This window comes from Latilactobacillus fragifolii, from assembly GCF_905332535.1.
Lineage (GTDB): Bacteria > Bacillota > Bacilli > Lactobacillales > Lactobacillaceae > Latilactobacillus > Latilactobacillus fragifolii.
In genome coordinates this window covers 117,289-138,782 of record NZ_CAJOCF010000002.1, presented here as the reverse complement: position 1 = coordinate 138,782, position 21,494 = coordinate 117,289, and the positions used below count along the sequence as shown (strand labels likewise).

Sequence of the window (21,494 nt, the reverse complement as noted above, 5' to 3'; positions counted from 1 at the left end):
TGGTATCCTAGTAAGTAGTCAGTAAACATCACATAAACGAGGTAATTATGATGAAATATATGATTGGTGCGGATATTGGAACAACAAGCACGAAAGCGGTTTTATACGATTTGCAAGGGACCGTTAAGGCTTATGCAAACGTTGGTTATCCTTTATATCAGACTGTCCCCGATATGGCAGAAGAAGATCCAGATGAAATTTTCAATGCAGTGTTAGAAGTGTTGCGCCAAGTGATGCGCAAGGGGAACGTTCAGGCCGGTGAATTACAAGGGGTTAGCTTCTCGGCAGCGATGCACAGTTTAATTTTGATGGATGAAAATGATCAACCGTTAACGCGAGCAATTACTTGGGCGGATAATAGGGCTGCTAAAGCAAGTCAACAATTGAAAGAAAGTGGATTGGGCCAAGCGATTTATAAACATACGGGGACGCCAATCCATCCAATGGCGCCGCTTTCAAAATTAGTTTGGCTGAAAGAAGCACAACCTGAATTGTTCAACCAAGCTAGTCAATTCATCGATATTAAAACATATGTCTTCCAAAAACTATTTCATACTTATCAGATGGACTATTCAATCGCTTCGGCAACTGGGTTATTCAATATTTTTAATTTAGATTGGGATCAACAAGCCCTTGAAGTGGCGGGTGTCACAAGACAACAATTGCCTGATTTAGTTGAACCAACGGATTATGTCAAAGGGATCGACCCCATTTATGGAGAATTAACCGGCATTGGCGCCGAAGTACCGTTTATCTTTGGGGCAAGCGATGGGGTTTTATCAAACCTTGGGGTTAATGCCATTGACCCTGGTGTAGTCGCGGTTACGATTGGGACGAGTGGCGCTGTGCGAGTGGTTGTCGATCATCCGGTGGTCGATCCCAATGGTAAATTATTCTGTTATGCCCTGACCAAGGATAAATGGGTCGTCGGGGGCCCAGTCAATAATGGTGGAATTGTCTTTCGGTGGGTCCGCGATCAATTGTTTGCACCTGAAAAAATTACGGCTAAACAAATGCATGTGTCAACATACGATATTTTGACACAAATTGCGGCAGAAATTCCGGCGGGTTCAGATGGCCTCTTATTCCATCCTTACCTAGGTGGTGAGCGAGCACCAATTTGGGATGCTGACGCACGCGGTTCATACTTTGGATTAACCCGGCAACATACACGTGCGCACATGGCGCGTGCAGCGCTTGAAGGGATTGTCTATAATTTATACATGGTGATGCTGATGATCGAAGGCGTCGCTGGTAAACCAAAGAGTATTCAAGCAACAGGCGGGTTCTCCCGTTCTGAATTATGGCGCCAAATGTTGGCGGATGTCTTCGAACAAGACGTTACGATTCCAGAAAGTTTCGAAAGTTCATGTTTAGGGGCTGCTGTCTTAGGTATGTATGGTTTAGGATTAGTAGATGATTTATCAGCGGTCAAAGAAATGGTAGGGGTTACTAATGTCCATCATCCAGAAGAAGCCAACTTTGCAGTTTATCGTGAACTATTGCCAATCTGGATTCGTTTAACACGGGAATTAAATACGGAATACGGTGCAATCGCTGATTTCCAACGTAAACATATGCAAGTTAAAGAGTAACTAAGTAACTGGGTGGGAACGCCCAGTTACTTTTAGCAATATTATGGTAGCGCAAACATTATTGAAAGTAGGGAAAATTATGGCATTAGTAGTCCTGTTATTGGGCATTATCTTATTACTTGCCCTTATTATTCGATTTAAGATTAATACGTTTATCGCTTTGGTTATAACGGCGATGGCTGTTGGTGTTGGCTTAGGCATGCCACTCACGGCCATTGCAACCAGTGTTCAAAATGGGATTGGTGGTCAATTGGGAGAACTTTCGATCGTCTTTGGCTTTGGGGCGATGATGGGGCGCTTGGTTGCTGACGCTGGGGGGGCTTTTAGAATTGCACATACCCTAATCGACATGTTCGGTAAAAAACGACTCCAAATCGCCATCATGTTGGCTTCATTCATCATTGGGATTGCCTTATTCTTTGAAGTCGGGATGGTCTTGTTAGTACCAATCGTTTTTGCCATTGCAATCGAAGCAAGTGTGCCTATTTTGTACCTCGGAATTCCAATGGCTGCAGCACTTTCGGTCACCCATGGCTTCTTGCCACCTCATCCGGCACCAACTGCGATTACATCAGCTTTAGGGGCCAATGCAGGCCATGTCTTATTATATGGGGTCTTGATTGCTGTTCCATCGGTGATTGTTGCGGGACCATTATTCACTAAGATTGCCCAGCGCCTAGTCCCTGATGCATTTGCACGTCAAGGTAATCTGAGCGCACTTGGCCCTCAGAAAACCTTTAAACTGGATGAAACCCCTGGTTTTGGGATCAGTGTATTAACTTCTTTATTCCCAGTCATTTTGATGGCTGTGACAACCATTTATCAAATGGCCTTCAATGGGGGAAAATTACCTAAGAACCCAACGCTCTTGGATTCAATCGTCGGGTTTATCGGGACACCTGCCATTGCCATGACAATCTCATTACTAGTTGCGATGTATACGATGGGCTGGGCCCGCCGGATTAAAACACCAGCGATTATGAAGACGATTGAAGAAGCCGTTAAATCAATTGCTATGTTACTCTTGGTAATTGGTGGTGGCGGTGCGTTTAAACAAATCCTAATCGACGGCGGAGTTGGCGATAGTGTTACAAAATTGTTTGCGAATGCCAACTTATCGCCCCTGTTATTAGGTTGGTTAATCGCGGTTGTCTTGCGCGTGGCTTTAGGATCAGCAACGGTTGCGTCCTTGACAGCGGCAGGTTTGGTCTTGCCACTAATGCGATCAGCTGGTGTAAACCCTGCCTTGATGGTCCTGTCAATTGGCGCCGGCAGTTTAGCTGCTTCTCATGTGAATGATGCTGGCTTCTGGATGTTCAAGGAATACTTTGATTTAAGCGTCAAAGAAACGCTTGCAACGTGGACTGTTTTAGAAACATTGATTTCGATTGTTGGATTAATCGGTGTTCTATTATTGAGTTTAGTTGTTTAAATAAAAAGTTAAGTAACGTTGACTGTTAGAGACAGTCAACGTTTTTTTGAATAGTGTTTAAGACGGGCAATTGTTTGTAATCGATTACCTAAAAAAACGCTGAGAAATAGCTTTTTTTAATCTTGTTCGGGGACAATGTTAAGGAGATATGATAGAATAGTGAAGGATTAATTTGAACACTGGAGACGATCAAAGTTAGGTCATCCTAAAACCAAAGTCATTGAATCCTAATAGTTGAACGACTCAATCGAAGAGAAAGAGGTACTTATATGGATAAGAAGCAGCGAGAAGATTCACAAAAGGGTGAACTTAATCAAAAAAAGCATGAGAAATTCATACACTATGCTGATGGTACGAGTCTTGAAGAGATTAATAACACGGTTGCGATTCCCAAGAACGCTGGTTTTTGGCGGACATTGATGGCGTTTATGGGGCCGGGAGCATTAGTGGCCGTGGGTTATATGGATCCGGGGAACTGGATCACGTCAATTGCCGGTGGTGCGCAATATGCGTACACCTTGATTAGTGTTATCTTAGTGTCAAACTTGATTGCGATGTTATTACAAGCGATGGCAGCGCGTTTAGGGATTGTGACCGGTATGGATTTAGCGCAGATGACGCGCGCTAAAACCGGTAAAAAGATGGGGATTTTCCTCTGGATTGTCACCGAATTAGCAATTATGGCGACTGACATCGCCGAAATTATCGGTTCGGCAATTGCATTGGAACTGATTTTCAACATTCCATTGCTCTGGGGTGTCTTGATTACGGCATTTGACGTCTTGCTATTATTACTATTAATGAAACTTGGTTTCCGGAAAATCGAAGCGATTGTGGCAACCTTGGTAGCTGTTATCTTATTCGTTTTCTTATACGAAGTGATTTTAGCGCAACCCAACATGGGGGATGTGATGCGCGGATTCATACCAAGCCCACAAATTGTTACCAACCAGAAAATGTTATTCTTAGCGTTAGGGATTGTCGGGGCAACTGTTATGCCACATAATCTCTACTTACATTCGTCAATTGCGCAAGCACGACAATATGACCGTAACGATTACGCAGAAAAGAAGAAAGCAATCAAGTTCACCGTCATTGATTCAAACATTCAATTGACAGTCGCATTTATCGTTAACTGTTTACTATTAGTTTTGGGGGCAGCAATGTTCTTTGGCACTAACAGTGATTTAGGACGATTTGTTGACTTATTCAATGCTTTACAAAATAAAGCAATTGTTGGGAATATTGCTAGTCCAATGTTGAGTTTACTCTTTGCCGTTGCCTTATTGGCTTCTGGACAAAACTCAACCATCACCGGAACGCTTTCAGGACAAATCGTCATGGAAGGGTTTATCCGGATGAAGATTCCATTGTGGGCCCGCCGGGTGATTACCCGGGGGTTATCAATCTTGCCGGTTATTATTTTTACGGTTTACTACCATGGTAATGAGGCACAAGTTGAAAATCTCTTGATTTATTCACAAGTCTTCTTGAGTGTTGCATTGCCAGTTTCGATGATTCCATTGACAATGTTCACGAGTGATGAAAAGATCATGGGCCCATTCGTTAACCGCCCTTGGGTGAAATATACGGCATGGTTTGTCACAATTGTATTGACGCTTTTAAATATCTATTTGATTCTACAAACAATCGGCCTAGTTGGCTAATGAATAAGTGCTCGTTAATCCGTAAATTGCTATGGGTTAACGAACGCTTTTTTTATTAGGTATGCTAGACTATTGATAAGGTATTATTTGGAGGGATTTTATTGTTTGAAGTAACGAGTGTTGAAATTATTATTCGGCTACTACTGGCAACATTAATTGCGGGGATTATTGGATCTGATCGGGAATACAAGAATCGGCCAGCTGGGATGCGGACGCATATCTTGGTCTGCATTGGTGCCTGTGTGATTGCAATGATTCAGCAGGAAATTGCAGCGCAAAACGTTCAGTTTGCATTAGCGCATAGCGCAATTAGCACGACCATTCGCTCCGATCAAGCACGGCTGATTGCCCAAGTTGTTAGTGGGATTGGTTTTTTAGGAGCGGGCACGATTATTGTCACCCGGCACAAGATTCAGGGCTTGACGACAGCGGCCTCGCTTTGGGCTACTGCTGGCCTAGGCCTCGCCATTGGGATGGGCTATTATCAAATTGCCGTCATTAGTGCGGTCTTCGTCATTTTCGTCATTGTTTTTTTGAAAAAGATTATTCATATCAATACGTTGAAGAAAATCGAAATTAAGTATAAGCACAAACTGGAAACAAAGGAGTTCATTCAGCATTATTTTGAACAACATCAGATTCAAATTCGCGATGTGAATTTCTCAGTAACACAAAATGAACGCGATACGATTTATACGAATGTTTATCGAATTGAAATTCCCCGGGAAATGCAATATGCAGAAATTGTGGAAGATATTTCAATGAACAAAAATATTATGACAATTCGAATGGTCAGTGTTTAAAAGAAGCATGCTGGCTGACAGAACATGTTTATGAAAAAGGAAGACCACTGATAAACTCATTTTATCGGTGATCTTCCTTTTTAACTTTTTATTTCAATTAAATGTAATCGGTCTGTCTCTTGGTAAGATTAGGTTGAGAATAATTGCTGCCAGTGCACAGATTGAGATGGGTGATTCGAGTAAGTATTGAATCATCTGGGGGGTTGCTTTTAATAATGATGGCGGCATGATGATGATGGCGATACATAAAATAATCGGAATTCCGATGATGTACATATCACGTTCTTGGGTACGTAGTGTTCGAATGACGTTTAACCCGTTGAGCATAATGGTTGAACAAATGATGGCGAAAATGCCGCCAATGACTGGCGCTGGAATCGCCGATAAGAAGGCAGCTAACTTATTAAAGAAGCCAAAGATGATAAACCAAATGCCGGCAGAAACGAATACTTTTTTACTAGCAACGCCAGTGATTGAGATGATGCCGGCGTTCATTGCAAACCATGTCCCGGTTGTTTCGGTCATTAAAACGGCGTAGATAATGATAAAGGTCATGATGGCTGTCATGGAAAAGTGCACGCCATAGTGGAATGCAGTGAAACTGGGAAGGCTAAACCAATGCGCTTGATGTACGCTTTGCCAGTCAAATTGACCAAGCATGGTCGCTAAAACTGTTCCGCCCAACAAGGCGATGATGATGGAACTGACTTTGAAAAGTTTTTGTAATTTAGGAAAGTAGATGCCAAGCGAAACACAAAGAATCAAAATGGTGACGGTCACCACTGCTAATAGTAAGTTCTCGTTGATGTTTCCTTGTGCTTTGAAAATGTTATCACCTAAAGCAGATGGCATCAGGGACAGACCAACAACTGTAATGATCGTCCCGCCAACTACTTGTGGGACTAAGCTGTTAATAATTTTTTGGAAGAGCCCGGTGACGCCGAGGAGCATCAATAGAATTGAACCAATAATGGAAGCACCAATGACCGTTGCCATCCCGCCGTCTTTAGCACCACTAGCAAAGTAAATCCCGGCGATTGCCCCGATTGGAACGAATGAAGGCCCTTGAGAAACGGGCATTTGCATAAAGAATTTCGTTTGCAAAATCGTGCCAATCCCGGCAGCAAGGAACGTAGCTTGAATTAAGCCCGCTTTTGCATCGAGACTCATTGCCAATAAACCGGCGATAATAACGGGTGGCACATAGACATCCATTGCTAAAACGTGTTGCAGTCCTAAGAAACCTGCTTCTTGATTGGAAATTGGTTCATCCGGACCGACCATTAATTTTTGCGATTGTTCATTTTCATTCATACCAGTTGTGCTCCTTTTCGTGGACCAGTTTACCTTGGATGTAGACGGCCTTAATTTGTTGTTTGGTGTGGCGGAATAAAAGTTGTTCATCTGGGGTAAGACGGACAAAGCGTGGCGGGGCTTAAATAATTTGCAAGTCAGCGAGTAAACCGGGTTCAATGGCATCAGCTGGAATGCCAAGGCTAGCTGCACCACCAACGGTTGCCATATAAAAGGCCTGTTTAGCGCTAATGCGGCTATTAGCACCCCCACGGTGTTCAGCTACAGTGGGGTGTCAATTCCATCTTGTCGAATTTGGGATGTCGTTACGGCTTGTTCGGTTTTAATAATTATTTGGACCTGCTTTGTAATTTGGGTTGCATGTGCTGATACCGAATGTTGGTTTAATAAACCAAATGATTGCAACATTTCAGAGTCTGTATGGCCGAACCGTTTGAGCACATAATCGTCTTCCCAGTTGCTGTCACGACAGTGTGTTTAGTGATGCGCTGGGACTATGTGCAGTGTCCGGGCGCGAACGTGATTAAATGGTCATGTTGGCGTGCAACCAGTAATCGTTCTTGATATCCCGAGACCTTTTGATGGGTAATGTTTGTAATGTGACCGCTATTAGTGGTTTCTGTCGGTGAATCTTCGTGAAATGAACTGTAATTATGCGAATTTGTATAAAAATGACTTGCTTTTAGTGTGAATAACAAACTTTTACCCCGCGCCTTCTAAATAATGTGTTTAAAGTATATCACATACTATAATGGTTTTAAACTTTATAATTGTTCGTTTTTAATTGATGCACGCAGAAAGCAGGATGTGAGCAAAAAGATACCTTATAAGATTGCAGGCTGCTAGAATGACCTTAAATAAACTTGTTGAAAGGATGAATCACATGCGTTTAGCAGACGAATTTGTAGAACGACGGTTTATTGTTTTTCAATGTCATAAGTGTCAACACCCGGCGATGGAAATCACGACGAAGACGGTATTCGAAACTAATCCAGATGGCTCAACTAAGTTTCGCATTGAAACGACTTGTCCGCGGTGTCAAGCAACTGATCAATTTGGCATCAATGATGGTCAAGAAGGGAAAATTAGCGCAAGTGCCAATAGTGGTCAAGTCGCTAAGGTTGCTAACATTAAATAAAATCCTTGGTAAAGTGAACGTTTTTTGTTATGAATTGCATATAATCATGAATATATGAATAAAACCGCTTTAAACGGTTGATTTATTCAATAATAATTGACATTATGCTCTTTAAATTGTATATTTATGCTACTTAATACAATATAAAGGACTTATTAAAATGGCGAAATCAAAAAAAATTAACGTTCAAGGGCTTGTATTGATGATTTTTGGGTCAATCTTTGGCTTTGCGAATACCACGATTGCTTTCTACTTAATGGGTTATGCCAGCATTATTTGGTATATCTTGGCGGCAATCTTCTTTTTCTTGCCAACCTCATTAATGTTTGCTGAATTCGGTTCTTCTTTGAAAGAATCACGCGGGGGCATCTATTCGTGGCTCGAAGCCTCCATTGGGAAAAAAGCGGCCTTTATTGGCACTTTCATTTGGTTAGCGTCATGGATTGTCTGGATGGTGTCCACGGCTGCCAAAGTATGGGTGCCTTTTTCAACGTTCCTCCAAGGATCCGATCAAACAGCAGCCTGGCACTTATTAGGGATGAACGGGACTCAAGTGGTCGGGGTTTTAGGGATCCTTTGGATTTTGTTATTAACTTTTTTATCAAGTCGAGGAGTCGATAAGATTCAAAAGTTTGCGTCGTTCAGTGGGGTGGCTGTTGCCTTTTTATTTGCTGCATTCTTAGTGATTAGTGTGGCTACTTGGCTTAAGACAGGGTTCCATTTAGCAGAACCGATTCATGGCACAACAACCTTTGTTAAGAGTCCGATGAGTAGCTATCAAACACCAATCGGTATGTTATCGTTTGTGGTCTTTTCAATCTTTGCTTATGCGGGGATGGAAGCCATGGGTGGGGTTACCGACAGTATGGATCAGCCTGAAAAGACTTTCCCAAAAGGATTGATGATTGCGACCGTTTTTATTACATTAATCTACGCCGTTGCCATCTTTATGTGGGGAATTTCAACAAACTGGCAGCACGTCTTGAGCGGTAATAAAGCTAACATGGGAAACATTACTTATGTCTTAATGCACAATTTGGGTTATCAATTCGGACATGCTTTTGGGATGACGACACCCGTTGCGCTGACAATTGGGACGACCTTTGCTCGGATTACTGGGTTAATCATGTTTATCAGTTATTTAGGCGCATTTGCCGTCCTAATCTATTCACCATTAAAGTCGTTTGTGCTTGGAACCCCTAAAGCCCTTTGGCCGAATGGGTTTGCAGGCGTCAACAAACATGGCATGCCTGAAAAAGCAATGTGGGCGCAAGCGTTATTAGTCTGCCTCTTAATCGCTGTTATTTCATTTGGTGGAAAAGCTGCCGGTGATTTCTATAACGTCTTGACCTTGATGTCTAACGTTTCGACATCGTTGCCCTACCTTTTCTTAGTGACAGCTTTTCCTTATTTCAAGGCACGCAAAGATTTAAAACGACCTTATGAATTCTTTAAGTCACCAGTTGCGGTTAAGGCGGTGACGATTGTGGTCGATTTAGTGCTCGTTTTCGGAATTGCCTTTACAATTATTCAACCAGTGTTAGAGGGGCAATATTTAGATGCCTTCTGGATGGTCATCGGCCCGATTGTCTTTACAATCATGGCACTTGCCCTGTATCACCGTTATCAACGAAAAACGAGACATGCATAACTTTTTAAAAGCGTTGACCAACTTGGTCGACGTTTTTTTGGTAGGGGAATTGAGCGGTTGTGAATTTTAGAAGGAATAAAATCTCATTAAATTCTAATGTTGCAAGGAAATTAGTTGCAATTTTTGATTGGTTCCATTTTAGAACTAATCCGATTTTTAAAGACTAACATAAAGCCCCATCTAGCGATTTTTAAATTTTAGCGAAAGTTGATTACCAGACGATTATATTAGAATTTAATGAAAATAAAAATGGGCGGTGTGTAACTTTCACAATAAACCTGTATACTTTTTACATATAGTTTTCAGAAAATGAAATCAAAGGGGGATTCTATGACTGTCAAATTACAAGTCAAAAACCTAACCAAAATATTTGGTAAGCGTGTCGTGCGTGCCAAAGAATTACTGAAACAGGGAAAAACAAAAGCGGCGATTCTAAAGGAAACAGGTGCGACAATCGGTGTCGACCGGGCTAACTTCGAAGTGGAATCAGGTGAGATTTTTGTCATTATGGGCCTATCTGGGAGTGGTAAATCAACATTGGTTCGGATGATTAACCGGTTGATTGAGCCTACTGAAGGTAGTGTATTAATCGATGGCGAGGATTTAATGCAGATTGATAAGAAGGAATTACGTGAAGTCCGGCGCAAAAAAATGAGCATGGTGTTCCAAAATTTCGGGCTTTTTCCCAATCGAACCATTCTCGAAAATACCGCCTATGGTCTTGAAATTCAGGGAATTGATAAGGCGACTCGGGAACAAAAAGCCAATGAAGCCCTTGACTTGGTTGGCTTAAATGGTTACGGGGATCAATATCCTACGCAATTATCCGGTGGGATGCAACAACGTGTTGGTTTAGCACGGGCGTTAGCGAACGATGCTGAGATTTTATTAATGGACGAAGCTTTCTCAGCGCTTGATCCATTGAATCGTTCGGACATGCAAGATCAACTACTCGACTTACAAGAAACGATGCATAAAACCATTATCTTTATTAGTCATGATTTAAACGAAGCGCTCAAAATTGGTGATCATATCATGATTATGAAGGACGGCGAAATTGTTCAAACTGGGACTCCGGAAGATATCTTGACGCGTCCAGCTGATGAATATGTTGAGAAATTCATCGAAAACGTTGATCGTAGTAAAGTCTATACAGCCGGCAATGTTATGATTCGGCCAATGACCGTGAATATTGAAAAAGATGGTCCGCGTTTGGCCTTGAAACGAATGCGTGAGAATGAAGTTTCGAATGCTTACGTTGTCAACAGTAAACGCGAATTAGTGGGAATTATTGATGCCCGTGATGTGATTGAATTAGTCCGCAAAGGAAGCCGTGATTTACAATCAATTGTGAATACTGAAGTGCCAACGACTGATGAAGAGACACCAATTGCCGATATCTTAGATGATATTTCGCAAACAGGCATTCCGTTTGCTGTCTTAAACGATAAACAACAATTACGGGGAATTATTATTCGCGGGGCTGTCTTAGGGGCACTTGCAGGAAATGAGGTGAACCATTTTGCTTAATTTAATGATGATTGCTAAGTTACCGATTGCCAATTGGATGGATCATTTTGTCGATTGGCTCACACAATTCACCGGCTTTTTTAATGGCCTTACGAACTTTATCGGGGGAATTATTAACGCTTTTCAATGGGTGTTTGATTTAATTCCGATTTGGCTATTCATTGTGATTATCGCCGGTGTGACATATCTAGCGAATCGCGATACAAAAAAATGGGGCTTAATTATTTTTGAAGTCCTCGGCTTACTTTTGATTTGGAACCTTGATTTTTGGCGGGATATGACGCAGACCTTGACATTGGTGTTAACGTCGAGTCTGATTTCACTCGTGATCGGGGTCCCACTTGGAATATGGATGGCCAAAAGTGACATTGCTCAAGCAATATTTAAACCCATCTTAGATTTCATGCAGACGATGCCGGCATTTGTTTACTTAATTCCAGCCGTTGCCTTCTTTGGAATTGGGATGGTACCTGGGGTTTTCGCATCAGTGATTTTTGCAATGCCACCAACGGTTCGAATGACGAACCTTGGGATTCGCCAAGTGCCAACTGAATTAATCGAAGCTGCTGATTCATACGGTTCAACCGAATGGCAGAAGTTAATCAAGGTCCAGTTACCATTGGCGAAATCAACCTTAATGGCGGGGGTCAACCAAAGTATGATGCTCGCCTTATCAATGGTCGTCATTGCGTCAATGATTGGGGCAATGGGCTTAGGAACGCGGGTTTACTTCGCTGTTGGTCGGAACGATGCTGGGGGCGGTTTTGCAGCCGGCTTGGCAATCGTCATCTTAGCGATTATTATTGATCGGTTGACGCAAGCTTTGAACCGGCAACGCAAACATTAAGGAGGGATTCAGTGATTAAGAAGAATAAATTAATAGCTTTTCTTACCTTAGTGGGGTTCGTTACACTTTTAACGGCCTGCAGTTCACAAACGAAACCATACGCCGCCGATGAGAAATTAGGGGGCCAAATTAATTACACGATTACCGGCATTGATGCGGGTGCTGGGATTATGGCATCCACGCAAACTGCCATCAGCAAGTATCATTTAGATGATCAAAACTGGCAGTTACAAACCAGTTCAACGGCTGCAATGACCAGTACGTTAGACAAAGCGATTGCCGATAAACGCCCAATCGTGATTACTGGTTGGCAACCGCACTGGATGTTTACCAAATATCCAATTAAGTTTCTCAAAGACCCGAAGAATGTTTTTGGTCAAGCTGAACACATCAATACAGTTGTCCGTAAGGGATTGAAACAGGATATGCCAGAAGCCTATACCATCTTGGATCGTTTCCATTGGACACCAAAGGAAATGTCGTCAGTGATGCTTAAAGTCAATGATGGGGTTGAGCCTGAAAAGGCAGCACGTGATTGGATTAAAGCAAATCCCCAACAAGTTGCTAAGTGGACGAAAGGCGTTAAAAAGGTCCATGGGACGAAAATTAAGTTAACTTACGTGGCTTGGGATTCAGAAATCGCGTCGACGAACGTGGTGGCGGAAGTTTTACGCCAACAAGGTTATCAACCAACCATTCAAGCGATGGAAATTCAACCCATGTGGGCATCAGTCGCAACGAAAGCTGCCGATGCACAAGTTTCGGCATGGCTACCCAAGACCTCTGGCTTATACTACAAGGATTACAAAGGCCAGTTTGAAGACTTAGGTCCAAACTTAGAAGGTGCCAAGGTCGGCTTAGCTGTACCGAAGTATATGACGAATATTAATTCGATTGAAGATTTAAAAACAAAATAAAATCCAAGGAGTCTGATACAAAGTAATTTTGCTGTCAGACTCTTTTTTATTTAGGGCCGCTTCTCTGGTAAAATGGCTATATTGAATAATAGCGGAGGCGGAGTAGATGTCGGTTAAGGCATTTTTAGATTTTATCGAATTGCGCACTAAAGTGGGTAGCGTGATGCCCTTTATGGCTGGTTTTTTCTTTACGTTGTATTATTTTCATCAAATTGATCCCATTAATACGGTGCTGTACTTCTGTGCACTGGTGTTGATTGATGTTTTCACAACGGGGTGGAATAATTACAACGACTATCATCTCGCCAAAAATGAAACGCTCCAGCAATCAACCAGTGCGTTGGGCCGGCAAAATATTGCGCCTAAAGTTGCTTTGCGCTGGTTAATCGGCTTTATTGGGGCGGCAACCGTTTTGGGCCTGATTTTAGTCTGGCGAACAAATTTCATCGTGTTAGCCATCAGTGTTTTGTTCATCTTAATTGGGATTTTATATACTTACGGACCCTTTCCAATTTCGCGGTTACCATTGGGCGAACTACTATCAAGTTTGGTGTTAGGGTTTGGTAATTTCTTTTTAACGGTGTATGTTAACGTTCCGACGGACCAGTTGATTGATTTGCACTTTGCGGGGCAGTTGGTGGTAGTCCAACTGAATTGGCTGAAGGTGCTTTTGGTGTTTGTTGCGAGTTTACCGACGGTCTTCTTAATTGCTAATTTAATGTTAATGAACAATATTTGTGATGCCACAGTCGATTTAGAAAATGGTCGGCACACACTAATTAGTTATATCGGCAAAAAACGCAGTATTCAACTTTATCAACTCAACATGTACAGCTGTTATGTAGTGATGATTGTCGGGATTGGTTTGAAGTTATATCCATGGCTAGCAGCACTAGCGTTTGCTAGTCTCCCGACTTTGTTGCGCAATGGCCATGCACTACAAAAGAGTCAGGAAAAACGGGTTGTGTTTGGCACAGCGGTTCAGAATTTGATTATCTTCAACGTTTTTTGGTTCGTGGGAATGCTAATTGGTTGCTATCTTTAAATGAAAAGACACTGATCCAACATTACCGTTTATTCAACAGCTTTCTGCGATTTATGCGACGGATACCGGTTTAGACGGGACACCGGTCACAACCACCGGTGTGACTTATGCCCGGGCGTTACCGACCATCATCGCGTTTGGGCCATCCTTTCCAGGCCAAAAAGGCATTGCGCATAAAGGCGATGAATGGCTACGGTTCAGTGATTGGCAAATGATGATGCAGATTTATTATGATAGTTTACTGGCAGTAGGGACTGGTAAATAAAAAAGACCCAGATAATTTAAATTATCCGGGTCTTTTAATGTTTAATGACTTGCTAAGGCGCCCATTGGATCCCATGGGGCAAGAACGGTTGGGTGATCGTATTCTTCGGTTTCAATCCGTTTCATGTCATCTGTCAAGAAGCGTTTGTTGATCACGATTTGATAAACAAATTCGTCAAACCAACTATCACTCATCACGAAATAACCTTTTGTGCCAACTTTGTCGCCCCAAGAGTTTTCAACCTTCCATTTGGTTGGTTGGCCATCGACAAGGTCAACACCGGTGATGACCATCGCATGGGTCATGAGGCTTTCACCATAATCGAGACGTTGGTCTTTTGACATTGAAAGATCCATCCCCAGCATAGCAGCTTCTTGATAGATTTCAGTATCCATGATGCCGCGTTTGCGATCAGATGATTGACCAACATCGCTACCGAACCAAACGGATTCGCCAGCTTGGAGTTGCTTAATTACCAGTTGTTTGAAAGTGTTGATATCAAGGTTTAAATGACGAACTTCACGGCCCCCAACCACGTTTCCCAACATTTCAACGCTGTATAAGTGGTTGTAAGGTTTGTCGGCGGTTGGGGAGTTAATCAATGAGACATAATTTTCCAAATCCCAACCAACGTATTTTTGATAGAACGTTTGTGGTGTAAGTCCTTTTTCAATATGGTAGTGATGATTATCGTCGCGGTATTCAAAGTCGAATTCAACGGGAGGTTCACCAAGGGCATAGACGAGTATCCGATAAACCTCGGTTAATAGTATATCTTTTTTAGCTTGAATATCGGTTTCGCTGACCCCGTCGGCCACTAGTTGCCGTAATGCGACGGCATCTTTACGGAGCTTAAGGTTTAAAACACTATTGAGTTCACTCGATTTTTCACTGTTGTAAGTTTCGGGCATCACCGACTTAGGCACGATGCCGTATTTTTCGATCAAAGCACATAACATATCCCATTGCCCACCATCTTGTTGCGGCGTGGCCATTAAGAAATCGACTTTCCGGTCACCGATTGGTCGGTTGGCGGTCTTCAAAACATTTTCGTAGAAGTAATTTGATTTTTCGAATTTATCCCAGAAGTTGGTATAGTTTTGGGATAGTTCGAAATCTTTAATATTGAATTGCTTTTGAAGACTGTGGCGCATTGTATTTAACGCGGCAAACATCCAGCAACGACCAGATTGCTTCTGATTTGAAACAGCACCAGTCTCTAGATCGATTGAAAAAACGGGGGCCATTAAGGCCTTTGAAGTTGTATTTTGACTACTGGCTAAAAAGCCATTGTTCATCACAGCATTTTTAATAACGTTTGCTTGTGGAACTGCTTGGAAGTCTGCTTTAAACTGTTGAATATTTTCGGGTGTAATTGATTGAACCATTGAAAAAAACCTCCTTAGGAATTGAGCTAGATTATTGATATTGCTTAAGGTGCTTTCCAAACCATACGGCTGTGTTTAGCTTGTATTATTTATTCACCGCCCTGTGTGAATGCTTAAAAGTTGTCCCATTATTCTATTGTAATGCATCCCATGGGGCTAGTTTGATTGGGGGTTGGTTGAGTAGAGCTTGTTCTTCTTTTGTGAGGGTTTCTTTTTTGATAACCACTTCGTATACATAGTCGTCAAACCAAGCGTCGCTCATGCTGAAGTAACCTTTATAACCGACTTGGTCACTCCAAGTATTTTCAACTTTCCATTTAGTTGGTTGATCGTCTACAAGATCGACACCAGTGAGGGTCATCGCATGCGAAACAACGCCTTGGCGATAGTCGAGTCGTTGGTCTTTAGGCATGGTTAAATCAATGCCAAAGAGGCTTGAGTAGTCGTAGAGATTGCTGTCTAACCATCCTTTTTGCCGGTCTAAGTCGGCGAGCACATCGTTACCAAACCAGACTGTTTCGCCAGCTTTAAGGGCTTGAATCGCTAGTGCTTTTAACCGGTCGGGTGGAAGGTTCAACAGGCGCATTGGATGGCCTTCAACCACAGTATCTTGTGCGTCTAAACTGTAAAGTTGGTTATAGTGTTTACTTGCTTGCGGACTGCTGACAACTGTGATGTAATCATCGAAATGACGATTCAAATATTTTTGATAGAAGCTCAGCGGTGTTAATCCTTGCTCAAGGTGATATTGTTGATCATTATCGCGATAGGCGAAATCGAATGTTTCAACGGGTTCGCCAAACGCGTAAACGCAGAGGCGGTAAATTTCGCTTAGCATTGCTGTTTTGGTTTCGCTGATTTTGTCAGCAGAGGCTTGATTAGCAACTAATTGGCGAAGTTTAATGGCATCTTTGCGTAATTTAAGGTTTAAAGTACTGTTAAATTCAGTTGTTAAGTCACTGTTGTAAGTCTCGGGCATAACAGATTTAGGGACGGCACCGTATTTTTGAATCAATGCGACTGCGTTATCCCATTGACCACCGTCAAAATTAGGGCCAGCAAGCGCGAAAGCAACTTCCCGATCCGTAATGGGTTTGGTAGCTGTGGCGAGGATTTTTTCATAAAAAAGATTAGCTTTTTCAATTCGATCCCAGAATGATAGATAGTTTTGAGATAGTTCAAAGTGCTTCACATGATATTTTTGTTCAAAATCATGGCGAAGGGTATTGAGGGTGGCAAATAACCAACAACGACCACTCTTTTTTTGGAAGCTGACCTTACCAGTTGGCAAGTCGATTGAATAGGTTGGATCAAGGGTTACGGCAGCATCAGGGCGCTGAGCGACCGCGTTAATGCCGTTGTTCATAACGGCATTTCGTAATGTTGCGGCTTGCGGCGTGGCGGCGAGTGCTTGGCGCATCTTCATTAAATTAGCATGTGTAATTTCGCGAGTCATCTAATCACTCCTTAATTTAAAGCTATCTTAATTCTAGTTGATTTAATAGGATAAGTAAACATAGGATCAGTAGCCGATGGTGATTATTTAAAAGGATAAAATGAGAACATGAATGGTTAATATGAGAATGATTTTTATGGGGCACTCTCGCACGCAACAGCCAGCACTAACTAGTTTAAGCATTATTAGCTTGTCAGAATGTGTAATTTTTAAGTATTATGATGGCATTTTTTTTATATTTTAAAAATTATAGGCTACAATTTTAGAGTTTCAATTGCTATACTTGAAGAGTAATAACAGGTTATTGATGACAATAGTAACGTAAATATAATTAAATAAGGGAAGCAAATTAACATGAAAAATATTATTGTGGTTGGCGCCGGCATTGGTGGGCTCACTGCTGCGGTTCGTCTACAAAAATTAGGCTATAACGTCACTATCTATGAAAAGGAAGCCACTCCTGGTGGTAAAATGAACCAAATAAAATCTGGTGGTTTTACTTTTGACGTAGGGCCGACAATCGTTATGATGCCGGATATTTACCGAGAGATTTTTGAATTTTGTGATCGTAATCCGGATGACTATATCCCGATGCAAAAAGTTGAGCCGATGTTAGACCTATTCTTCCGGGATGAAGAAAAGCTATCATTTACTAGTGATTTGGTTCAGCTTGTTAAGACTTTAGAAAAGATATCTGAAGAAGATGCGCAAGGTTATTTGCAGTTTTTGACCGATATTTATAAGCGCTACCTCATTGCTAAAAATGCATTTTTGACCAAATCTTTCCGGGGCCCCTTGGACTTTTATAATCCTAAGTCTATTTATGCAGGGCTTAAGTTAAAAACGTTTAATGATGCGTATTCTTCAATTTCTAAGTACGTTAAAGATGAACGTCTCAGAAAATCGCTTGCTTTTCAAACCCTCTATATTGGCATATCACCTTATCAAGGCCCGTCACTTTATACGATTATTCCGATGATTGAGTTGCTGTACGGTGTTCACTACATTAAAGGTGGCATGTATACGGTAGCAACAGCTGTCGCTAAGCTATTTAAGGAATTGGGTGGTGAAATTGTCTATAATGCACCCGTAGAAGAGTTAGTGATTGAAAATCGCAAAACAACGGGCATTAAGGTGAACAATACTGTGATTAATGCCGATGCTGTAATCTGTAATGTTGATTTTCCGTATGCCATGCGAGAATTAATTCCAGATGAAAAGCAACGTGGGAAGTATACCAATAAAAAAATTGATAATATGGCATATTCTTGTTCCTGTTTTGTCCTTTACTTAGGTTTGGATAAAAAGTATCCAACGAGTTCCGTGCATAATATCTATTTTGCGGATGATTTCAAGTTAAATGTTGATGAGTTATTTGAAAAAGGTACTTTACCCGAAGATCCTTCATTTTATTTATATCGGCCATCATTAATGGATGCAGATTTAGCGCCAGATAACCAAGAAGCATTATATGTGTTAGTCCCAGTACCGGAACTTTCTAAATTTTCTGATTGGTCAGACGAAATGCAACATCAATATCGAAATAAGATTATTGATTTGATTAAACAACGAACAGTTTTTAAAGATATTGAGGAACACATAGTATTCGAAGACTGCTATACCCCCAAGAAGTTTAAAGACAACTTTAATGCGTTTAATGGGGCGACATTTGGGTTAAAACCAACCCTTTCTCAAAGTAACTATTATCGGCCACATAACAAATTTAAGTATGCTGAAAATTTATATTTTTGTGGTAGTAGCACGCATCCTGGTGCAGGTGTCCCAATCGTTATGCAAAGTGCTAAGTTAGCTGTAGAGGAGCTAGTTAAAGATGACCGGCCTTGACCCCCAATCATTTGAGAGTAGACAAGAAGATTTCAAATTCTGTGAGAATATTATTAAAAAACATTCGCAGTCTTTTTACACAGCATTTTCACAATTACCTAAAACTAAAGCACAAAGTGTGTATGCGATATATGCATTTTGTAGGGTTGCTGACGACGCTATCGATGAAGAGGGCGCTATTCAAAAAATAATAGCGTTGGAAGAGCAACTCACTTTATTTAAAAATAATAAGCAACCTGATACGCCCATTTGGAGAGCGTTAAGTGTCGTTTTTAGTCATTATTCACTGGACACCCAATATTTTCAAGATATGTTAATTGGTCAGAAAATGGATTATCAATTCGAGCAACCGACATCTTACCAACAACTATTAGATTATGCCTACTATGTTGCTAGTAGCGTTGGGTTGATGCTTTTACCGATTCTTGCTAGTCGCTATTCAAAAATAAAAGTACAGGCAAAACAGTTAGGTCAAGCAATGCAAATTACAAATATCTTAAGAGACGTAGGTGAAGATTTACAAAATAACCGAATTTATCTCCCCAAAGAAGAGATGCAAGCTTATTCAGTAACGCCTAAAATGTTAGCTGAAGGGAAAGTAACGACGCATTTTATCGAATTGTGGGAGTCATTAGCGCGTAGAGCGGAAGCTTTATATACAAGTTCATTAAGTATGATGGCGTTGGTCGATGAAGATGCGCAAAAGGCATTATTGAGTGCGGTGGTTATCTATCGAGAGTTATTAAATGAAATTAGACGCAACCACTACGATGTATTTTCTAAGCGACAAAGCGTTAGCAAGCGCAGAAAATTAGCACTTTTGAAAAAGTATCAAATTATCTAAGCCGGTTAAAAAATCGATTAACTGATAGTCATGATATTATCAATACCAGACTAAATGACCGATTATGAGGTATCAAGAAAGAGTGTTCAGGCAAGACAGCGGAGGCCAGCCGCTGTCTTGCTTTTTTTGACGGTTAATTTTGGTGGTTTTAGAAGAAAAAAGAAGAAGGTCATATGACCTTCTTCTTGAACGTTGCTTGTTAGGCATCCATTGGTTGTTCCCATCCGCCACGGGTATCAACATTTGCATTGTCAGCCAAACTTTCCAACAGACTGATTTCTTCAGCAGTGAGTTTGATTTTATTAACTAAGATTTCATCATCGATATATTTAGGTTTAGTAATCCCAATAATCGGAGTAGTGCCTTTTGCAATGGCCCATGCCGTCGCAATATCCGCGGTGGAAACACCACGTTTTGCCCCCATTGCTTGCATCTGGTCTGTTAAAGCTTGTAGTTGTGGAAGTAACCCATTATAAATGTTAGCGCGATCGCTACCAGCCGGTAATGGGTTATCAACATTATAGCGGCCTGTCAATGCGCCTTGTTCGAGTACCATGTACGCAAAGAATTTAATGTTATACTCCTGACAATAATCAAGGACACCAGCTTGTTCAGAACTACGATAAAGTAAGCTAAAATGATTTTGAACAGCTTCTACACGATAACCTGCTTCACCTAAAATACGATCTGCTAATTTAATTTGTTCAATATTATGATTAGAGACGCCGACATGTTTTATTTTTCCGCTCTTTAATAATGGAATCAGATAGGGCGTCCATTTTTCAACATCAGCCGGATTATGGATCCAATAAAGATCAATGTAATCAGTGTTTAGGCGTTTCAAACTAGCATCTAACATGGTTTCAACTGGGTTATCGCTGCTATCGGCAATTTGTGGCGTAAACTTCGTTGAAAGTTGGTACGTGCTTCGGTCATGTTTTTTTAATGCTTCTCCAAGTACTTCTTCTGAACGGCCCATACCATTACCTGCCAATAGTGGTGTGACTAACAGTAGCGGTGATATTAATAATTTGGCTGATTTAAATACGGCGCAACCGTTAACGTTTGCTAAAAACAGTTCCTTTATGAAACAAGCTGCGGCCGCAACAGCTAGTGGCAAGAGTTATCAAGCACAGCTAACATTGACCACTAGTGTTAATTCTGAAGAAGCTGCGAATAAAAAAGAAGTGGCAGTACTTTCTAATAAGGCTGAATTACAAGTGCAGCCAGCACTAGGTAAGTTAACGTTGGATCAAGTGCCTAATTTTAGATTTGGGAACGTTTTAGCCAAAGATGTTTACGCAGGGACAAGTGCTCAAAAACAGCGCTATGCAGTCAGTGATAGGTTAAAAATTACCGATACGAGAGTTGAGCCGGGTTGGAAATTAACCGCTAAAATGACTAAAATGGCGTCTAAAGAGGGTCAGCAATTGAGTACTACAACCATTAATATGAGTGGGCTACCAGGTATTGCGAACCTCGGGCTAATTGATAACAATAGTGAAACAGCGATTGCATCGGGTAAGTCTTCAAATACTTGGTCGGTAACGGGGAATCTATTATTGAACGCCAATCCAGCGTTGCAACTTAAAATTGGTGAAACTTTTGCCAGTGAAATTACATGGACCCTTAATAGCACGCAACCGGAAGTACCAGCAGCATGAATTAGGACGACCGAGCAAGTAAATCAAGAGTTAGTGGTCCTTTCTAGGCAGCACATTAGCGATATTTATCGTTAGTGTGCTGCCTAATTTTAT

The 21,494-nt window shown here is 41.4% G+C and carries 19 protein-coding genes and 1 pseudogene; 14 read left to right on the top strand and 6 right to left on the bottom strand.

From position 1 onward, the window contains the following. Window positions 1-50 precede the first annotated feature (50 nt). The 4 genes from gntK to J7Q78_RS03400 all read left to right on the top strand — a co-directional run bounded on the left by gntK (window position 51) and on the right by J7Q78_RS03400 (window position 5,497). Complete coding sequence (gntK, locus tag J7Q78_RS03415; protein WP_208423084.1) at window positions 51-1,595, top strand: gluconokinase; 1,545 nt, start codon at window positions 51-53, stop codon at window positions 1,593-1,595. Window positions 1,596-1,674: 79 nt separating this feature from the next. Next, complete coding sequence (locus tag J7Q78_RS03410; RefSeq protein ID WP_208423077.1) at window positions 1,675-3,027, top strand: gluconate:H+ symporter; 1,353 nt, start codon at window positions 1,675-1,677, stop codon at window positions 3,025-3,027. A gap of 269 nt (window positions 3,028-3,296) precedes the next feature. Beyond that, window positions 3,297-4,694: an Nramp family divalent metal transporter gene (locus tag J7Q78_RS03405; protein WP_208423076.1), complete on the top strand. Its 1,398-nt coding sequence runs from the start codon at window positions 3,297-3,299 to the stop codon at window positions 4,692-4,694. 101 nt (window positions 4,695-4,795) lie between these two features. Beyond that, complete coding sequence (locus J7Q78_RS03400; RefSeq protein WP_208423075.1) at window positions 4,796-5,497, top strand: MgtC/SapB family protein; 702 nt, start codon at window positions 4,796-4,798, stop codon at window positions 5,495-5,497. Between the two features lie 93 nt (window positions 5,498-5,590). On the opposite strand, the gene J7Q78_RS03395 is transcribed toward J7Q78_RS03400, so the two are convergent. The 3 genes from J7Q78_RS03395 to J7Q78_RS03385 form a co-directional block, all read right to left on the bottom strand. Continuing rightward, window positions 5,591-6,811 carry a uracil-xanthine permease family protein gene (locus tag J7Q78_RS03395; protein WP_208423074.1) on the bottom strand — a complete coding sequence of 407 codons (1,221 nt, stop codon included), beginning with the start codon at window positions 6,809-6,811 and terminating at the stop codon, window positions 5,591-5,593. 121 nt (window positions 6,812-6,932) lie between these two features. Further along, entirely contained in the window at window positions 6,933-7,043 is a 111-nt protein-coding gene (locus J7Q78_RS10110; protein ID WP_407929554.1) for an amidohydrolase family protein, read from the bottom strand. A 29-nt stretch (window positions 7,044-7,072) separates the two neighbouring features. Beyond that, complete coding sequence (locus J7Q78_RS03385) at window positions 7,073-7,252, bottom strand: hypothetical protein (protein ID WP_208423073.1); 180 nt, start codon at window positions 7,250-7,252, stop codon at window positions 7,073-7,075. Window positions 7,253-7,658: 406 nt separating this feature from the next. Between J7Q78_RS03385 and J7Q78_RS03380 the strand changes: the two genes are divergently transcribed. The 7 genes and pseudogenes from J7Q78_RS03380 to J7Q78_RS03350 all read left to right on the top strand — a co-directional run. After that, the gene (locus J7Q78_RS03380) at window positions 7,659-7,949 is read left to right on the top strand and encodes a hypothetical protein (RefSeq protein ID WP_154243056.1); all 291 of its coding nucleotides are present in this window, start codon (window positions 7,659-7,661) and stop codon (window positions 7,947-7,949) included. 160 nt (window positions 7,950-8,109) lie between these two features. Beyond that, window positions 8,110-9,600, top strand: a complete 1,491-nt coding sequence (gene yjeM / locus J7Q78_RS03375; protein ID WP_208423072.1) for a glutamate/gamma-aminobutyrate family transporter YjeM — start codon at window positions 8,110-8,112, stop codon at window positions 9,598-9,600. A 330-nt stretch (window positions 9,601-9,930) separates the two neighbouring features. Beyond that, window positions 9,931-11,130, top strand: coding sequence for a quaternary amine ABC transporter ATP-binding protein (locus J7Q78_RS03370; protein ID WP_154243058.1), 1,200 nt, complete (start codon window positions 9,931-9,933; stop codon window positions 11,128-11,130). Window positions 11,131-11,134: 4 nt separating this feature from the next. Beyond that, on the top strand, window positions 11,135-11,977 hold the full coding sequence (locus J7Q78_RS03365) for an ABC transporter permease (protein ID WP_154243085.1): 843 nt from the start codon (window positions 11,135-11,137) through the stop codon (window positions 11,975-11,977). A gap of 11 nt (window positions 11,978-11,988) precedes the next feature. Beyond that, window positions 11,989-12,894, top strand: a complete 906-nt coding sequence (locus tag J7Q78_RS03360; protein ID WP_208423071.1) for a glycine betaine ABC transporter substrate-binding protein — start codon at window positions 11,989-11,991, stop codon at window positions 12,892-12,894. Window positions 12,895-13,000: 106 nt separating this feature from the next. After that, window positions 13,001-13,939: a UbiA family prenyltransferase gene (locus J7Q78_RS03355; RefSeq protein WP_208423070.1), complete on the top strand. Its 939-nt coding sequence runs from the start codon at window positions 13,001-13,003 to the stop codon at window positions 13,937-13,939. 25 nt (window positions 13,940-13,964) lie between these two features. Further along, window positions 13,965-14,204: pseudogene (locus tag J7Q78_RS03350) on the top strand (Sapep family Mn(2+)-dependent dipeptidase); the annotation flags it as partial. 41 nt (window positions 14,205-14,245) lie between these two features. Here the strand turns inward: J7Q78_RS03350 and J7Q78_RS03345 are convergent. Next, on the bottom strand, window positions 14,246-15,592 hold the full coding sequence (locus J7Q78_RS03345; protein WP_208423069.1) for a C1 family peptidase: 1,347 nt from the start codon (window positions 15,590-15,592) through the stop codon (window positions 14,246-14,248). Between the two features lie 133 nt (window positions 15,593-15,725). Then, window positions 15,726-17,048: a C1 family peptidase gene (locus J7Q78_RS03340; RefSeq protein ID WP_208423068.1), complete on the bottom strand. Its 1,323-nt coding sequence runs from the start codon at window positions 17,046-17,048 to the stop codon at window positions 15,726-15,728. 354 nt (window positions 17,049-17,402) lie between these two features. Between J7Q78_RS03340 and J7Q78_RS03335 the strand changes: the two genes are divergently transcribed. Both J7Q78_RS03335 and J7Q78_RS03330 read left to right on the top strand, forming a co-directional pair. Then, the gene (locus J7Q78_RS03335; RefSeq protein WP_208423067.1) at window positions 17,403-18,893 is read left to right on the top strand and encodes a phytoene desaturase family protein; all 1,491 of its coding nucleotides are present in this window, start codon (window positions 17,403-17,405) and stop codon (window positions 18,891-18,893) included. Continuing rightward, a complete protein-coding gene (locus tag J7Q78_RS03330) occupies window positions 18,880-19,737 on the top strand; it encodes a phytoene/squalene synthase family protein (RefSeq protein WP_208423066.1) in 858 nt (285 codons plus the stop codon). Before J7Q78_RS03335 ends, J7Q78_RS03330 begins: the two co-directional genes overlap by 14 nt. A gap of 199 nt (window positions 19,738-19,936) precedes the next feature. Here J7Q78_RS03330 and J7Q78_RS03325 read toward each other — a convergent pair whose 3' ends face one another. Next, a complete protein-coding gene (locus J7Q78_RS03325; RefSeq protein ID WP_208423065.1) occupies window positions 19,937-20,716 on the bottom strand; it encodes an aldo/keto reductase in 780 nt (259 codons plus the stop codon). A 52-nt stretch (window positions 20,717-20,768) separates the two neighbouring features. On the opposite strand from J7Q78_RS03325, the gene J7Q78_RS03320 reads away from it, so the two are divergent. Then, the gene (locus J7Q78_RS03320) at window positions 20,769-21,401 is read left to right on the top strand and encodes a WxL domain-containing protein (protein WP_208423064.1); all 633 of its coding nucleotides are present in this window, start codon (window positions 20,769-20,771) and stop codon (window positions 21,399-21,401) included. The last annotated feature ends 93 nt before the right edge of the window (window positions 21,402-21,494 follow it).

Excerpts from the sequence above, each read along its gene's own strand:
- gntK (WP_208423084.1), top strand. The coding sequence starts at position 51 with ATGAAATATATGATTGGTGCGGATATTGGAACAACAAGCACGAAAGCG.
- J7Q78_RS03410 (WP_208423077.1), top strand. The coding sequence starts at position 1,675 with ATGGCATTAGTAGTCCTGTTATTGGGCATTATCTTATTACTTGCCCTT.
- J7Q78_RS03405 (WP_208423076.1), top strand. The coding sequence starts at position 3,297 with ATGGATAAGAAGCAGCGAGAAGATTCACAAAAGGGTGAACTTAATCAA.
- J7Q78_RS03395 (WP_208423074.1), bottom strand. The coding sequence starts at position 6,811 with ATGAATGAAAATGAACAATCGCAAAAATTAATGGTCGGTCCGGATGAA.
- J7Q78_RS03380 (WP_154243056.1), top strand. The coding sequence starts at position 7,659 with ATGACCTTAAATAAACTTGTTGAAAGGATGAATCACATGCGTTTAGCA.
- yjeM (WP_208423072.1), top strand. The coding sequence starts at position 8,110 with ATGGCGAAATCAAAAAAAATTAACGTTCAAGGGCTTGTATTGATGATT.
- J7Q78_RS03370 (WP_154243058.1), top strand. The coding sequence starts at position 9,931 with ATGACTGTCAAATTACAAGTCAAAAACCTAACCAAAATATTTGGTAAG.
- J7Q78_RS03365 (WP_154243085.1), top strand. The coding sequence starts at position 11,135 with ATGATGATTGCTAAGTTACCGATTGCCAATTGGATGGATCATTTTGTC.
- J7Q78_RS03355 (WP_208423070.1), top strand. The coding sequence starts at position 13,001 with ATGTCGGTTAAGGCATTTTTAGATTTTATCGAATTGCGCACTAAAGTG.
- J7Q78_RS03345 (WP_208423069.1), bottom strand. The coding sequence starts at position 15,592 with ATGGTTCAATCAATTACACCCGAAAATATTCAACAGTTTAAAGCAGAC.
- J7Q78_RS03340 (WP_208423068.1), bottom strand. The coding sequence starts at position 17,048 with ATGACTCGCGAAATTACACATGCTAATTTAATGAAGATGCGCCAAGCA.
- J7Q78_RS03335 (WP_208423067.1), top strand. The coding sequence starts at position 17,403 with ATGAAAAATATTATTGTGGTTGGCGCCGGCATTGGTGGGCTCACTGCT.
- J7Q78_RS03330 (WP_208423066.1), top strand. The coding sequence starts at position 18,880 with ATGACCGGCCTTGACCCCCAATCATTTGAGAGTAGACAAGAAGATTTC.
- J7Q78_RS03325 (WP_208423065.1), bottom strand. The coding sequence starts at position 20,716 with ATGGGCCGTTCAGAAGAAGTACTTGGAGAAGCATTAAAAAAACATGAC.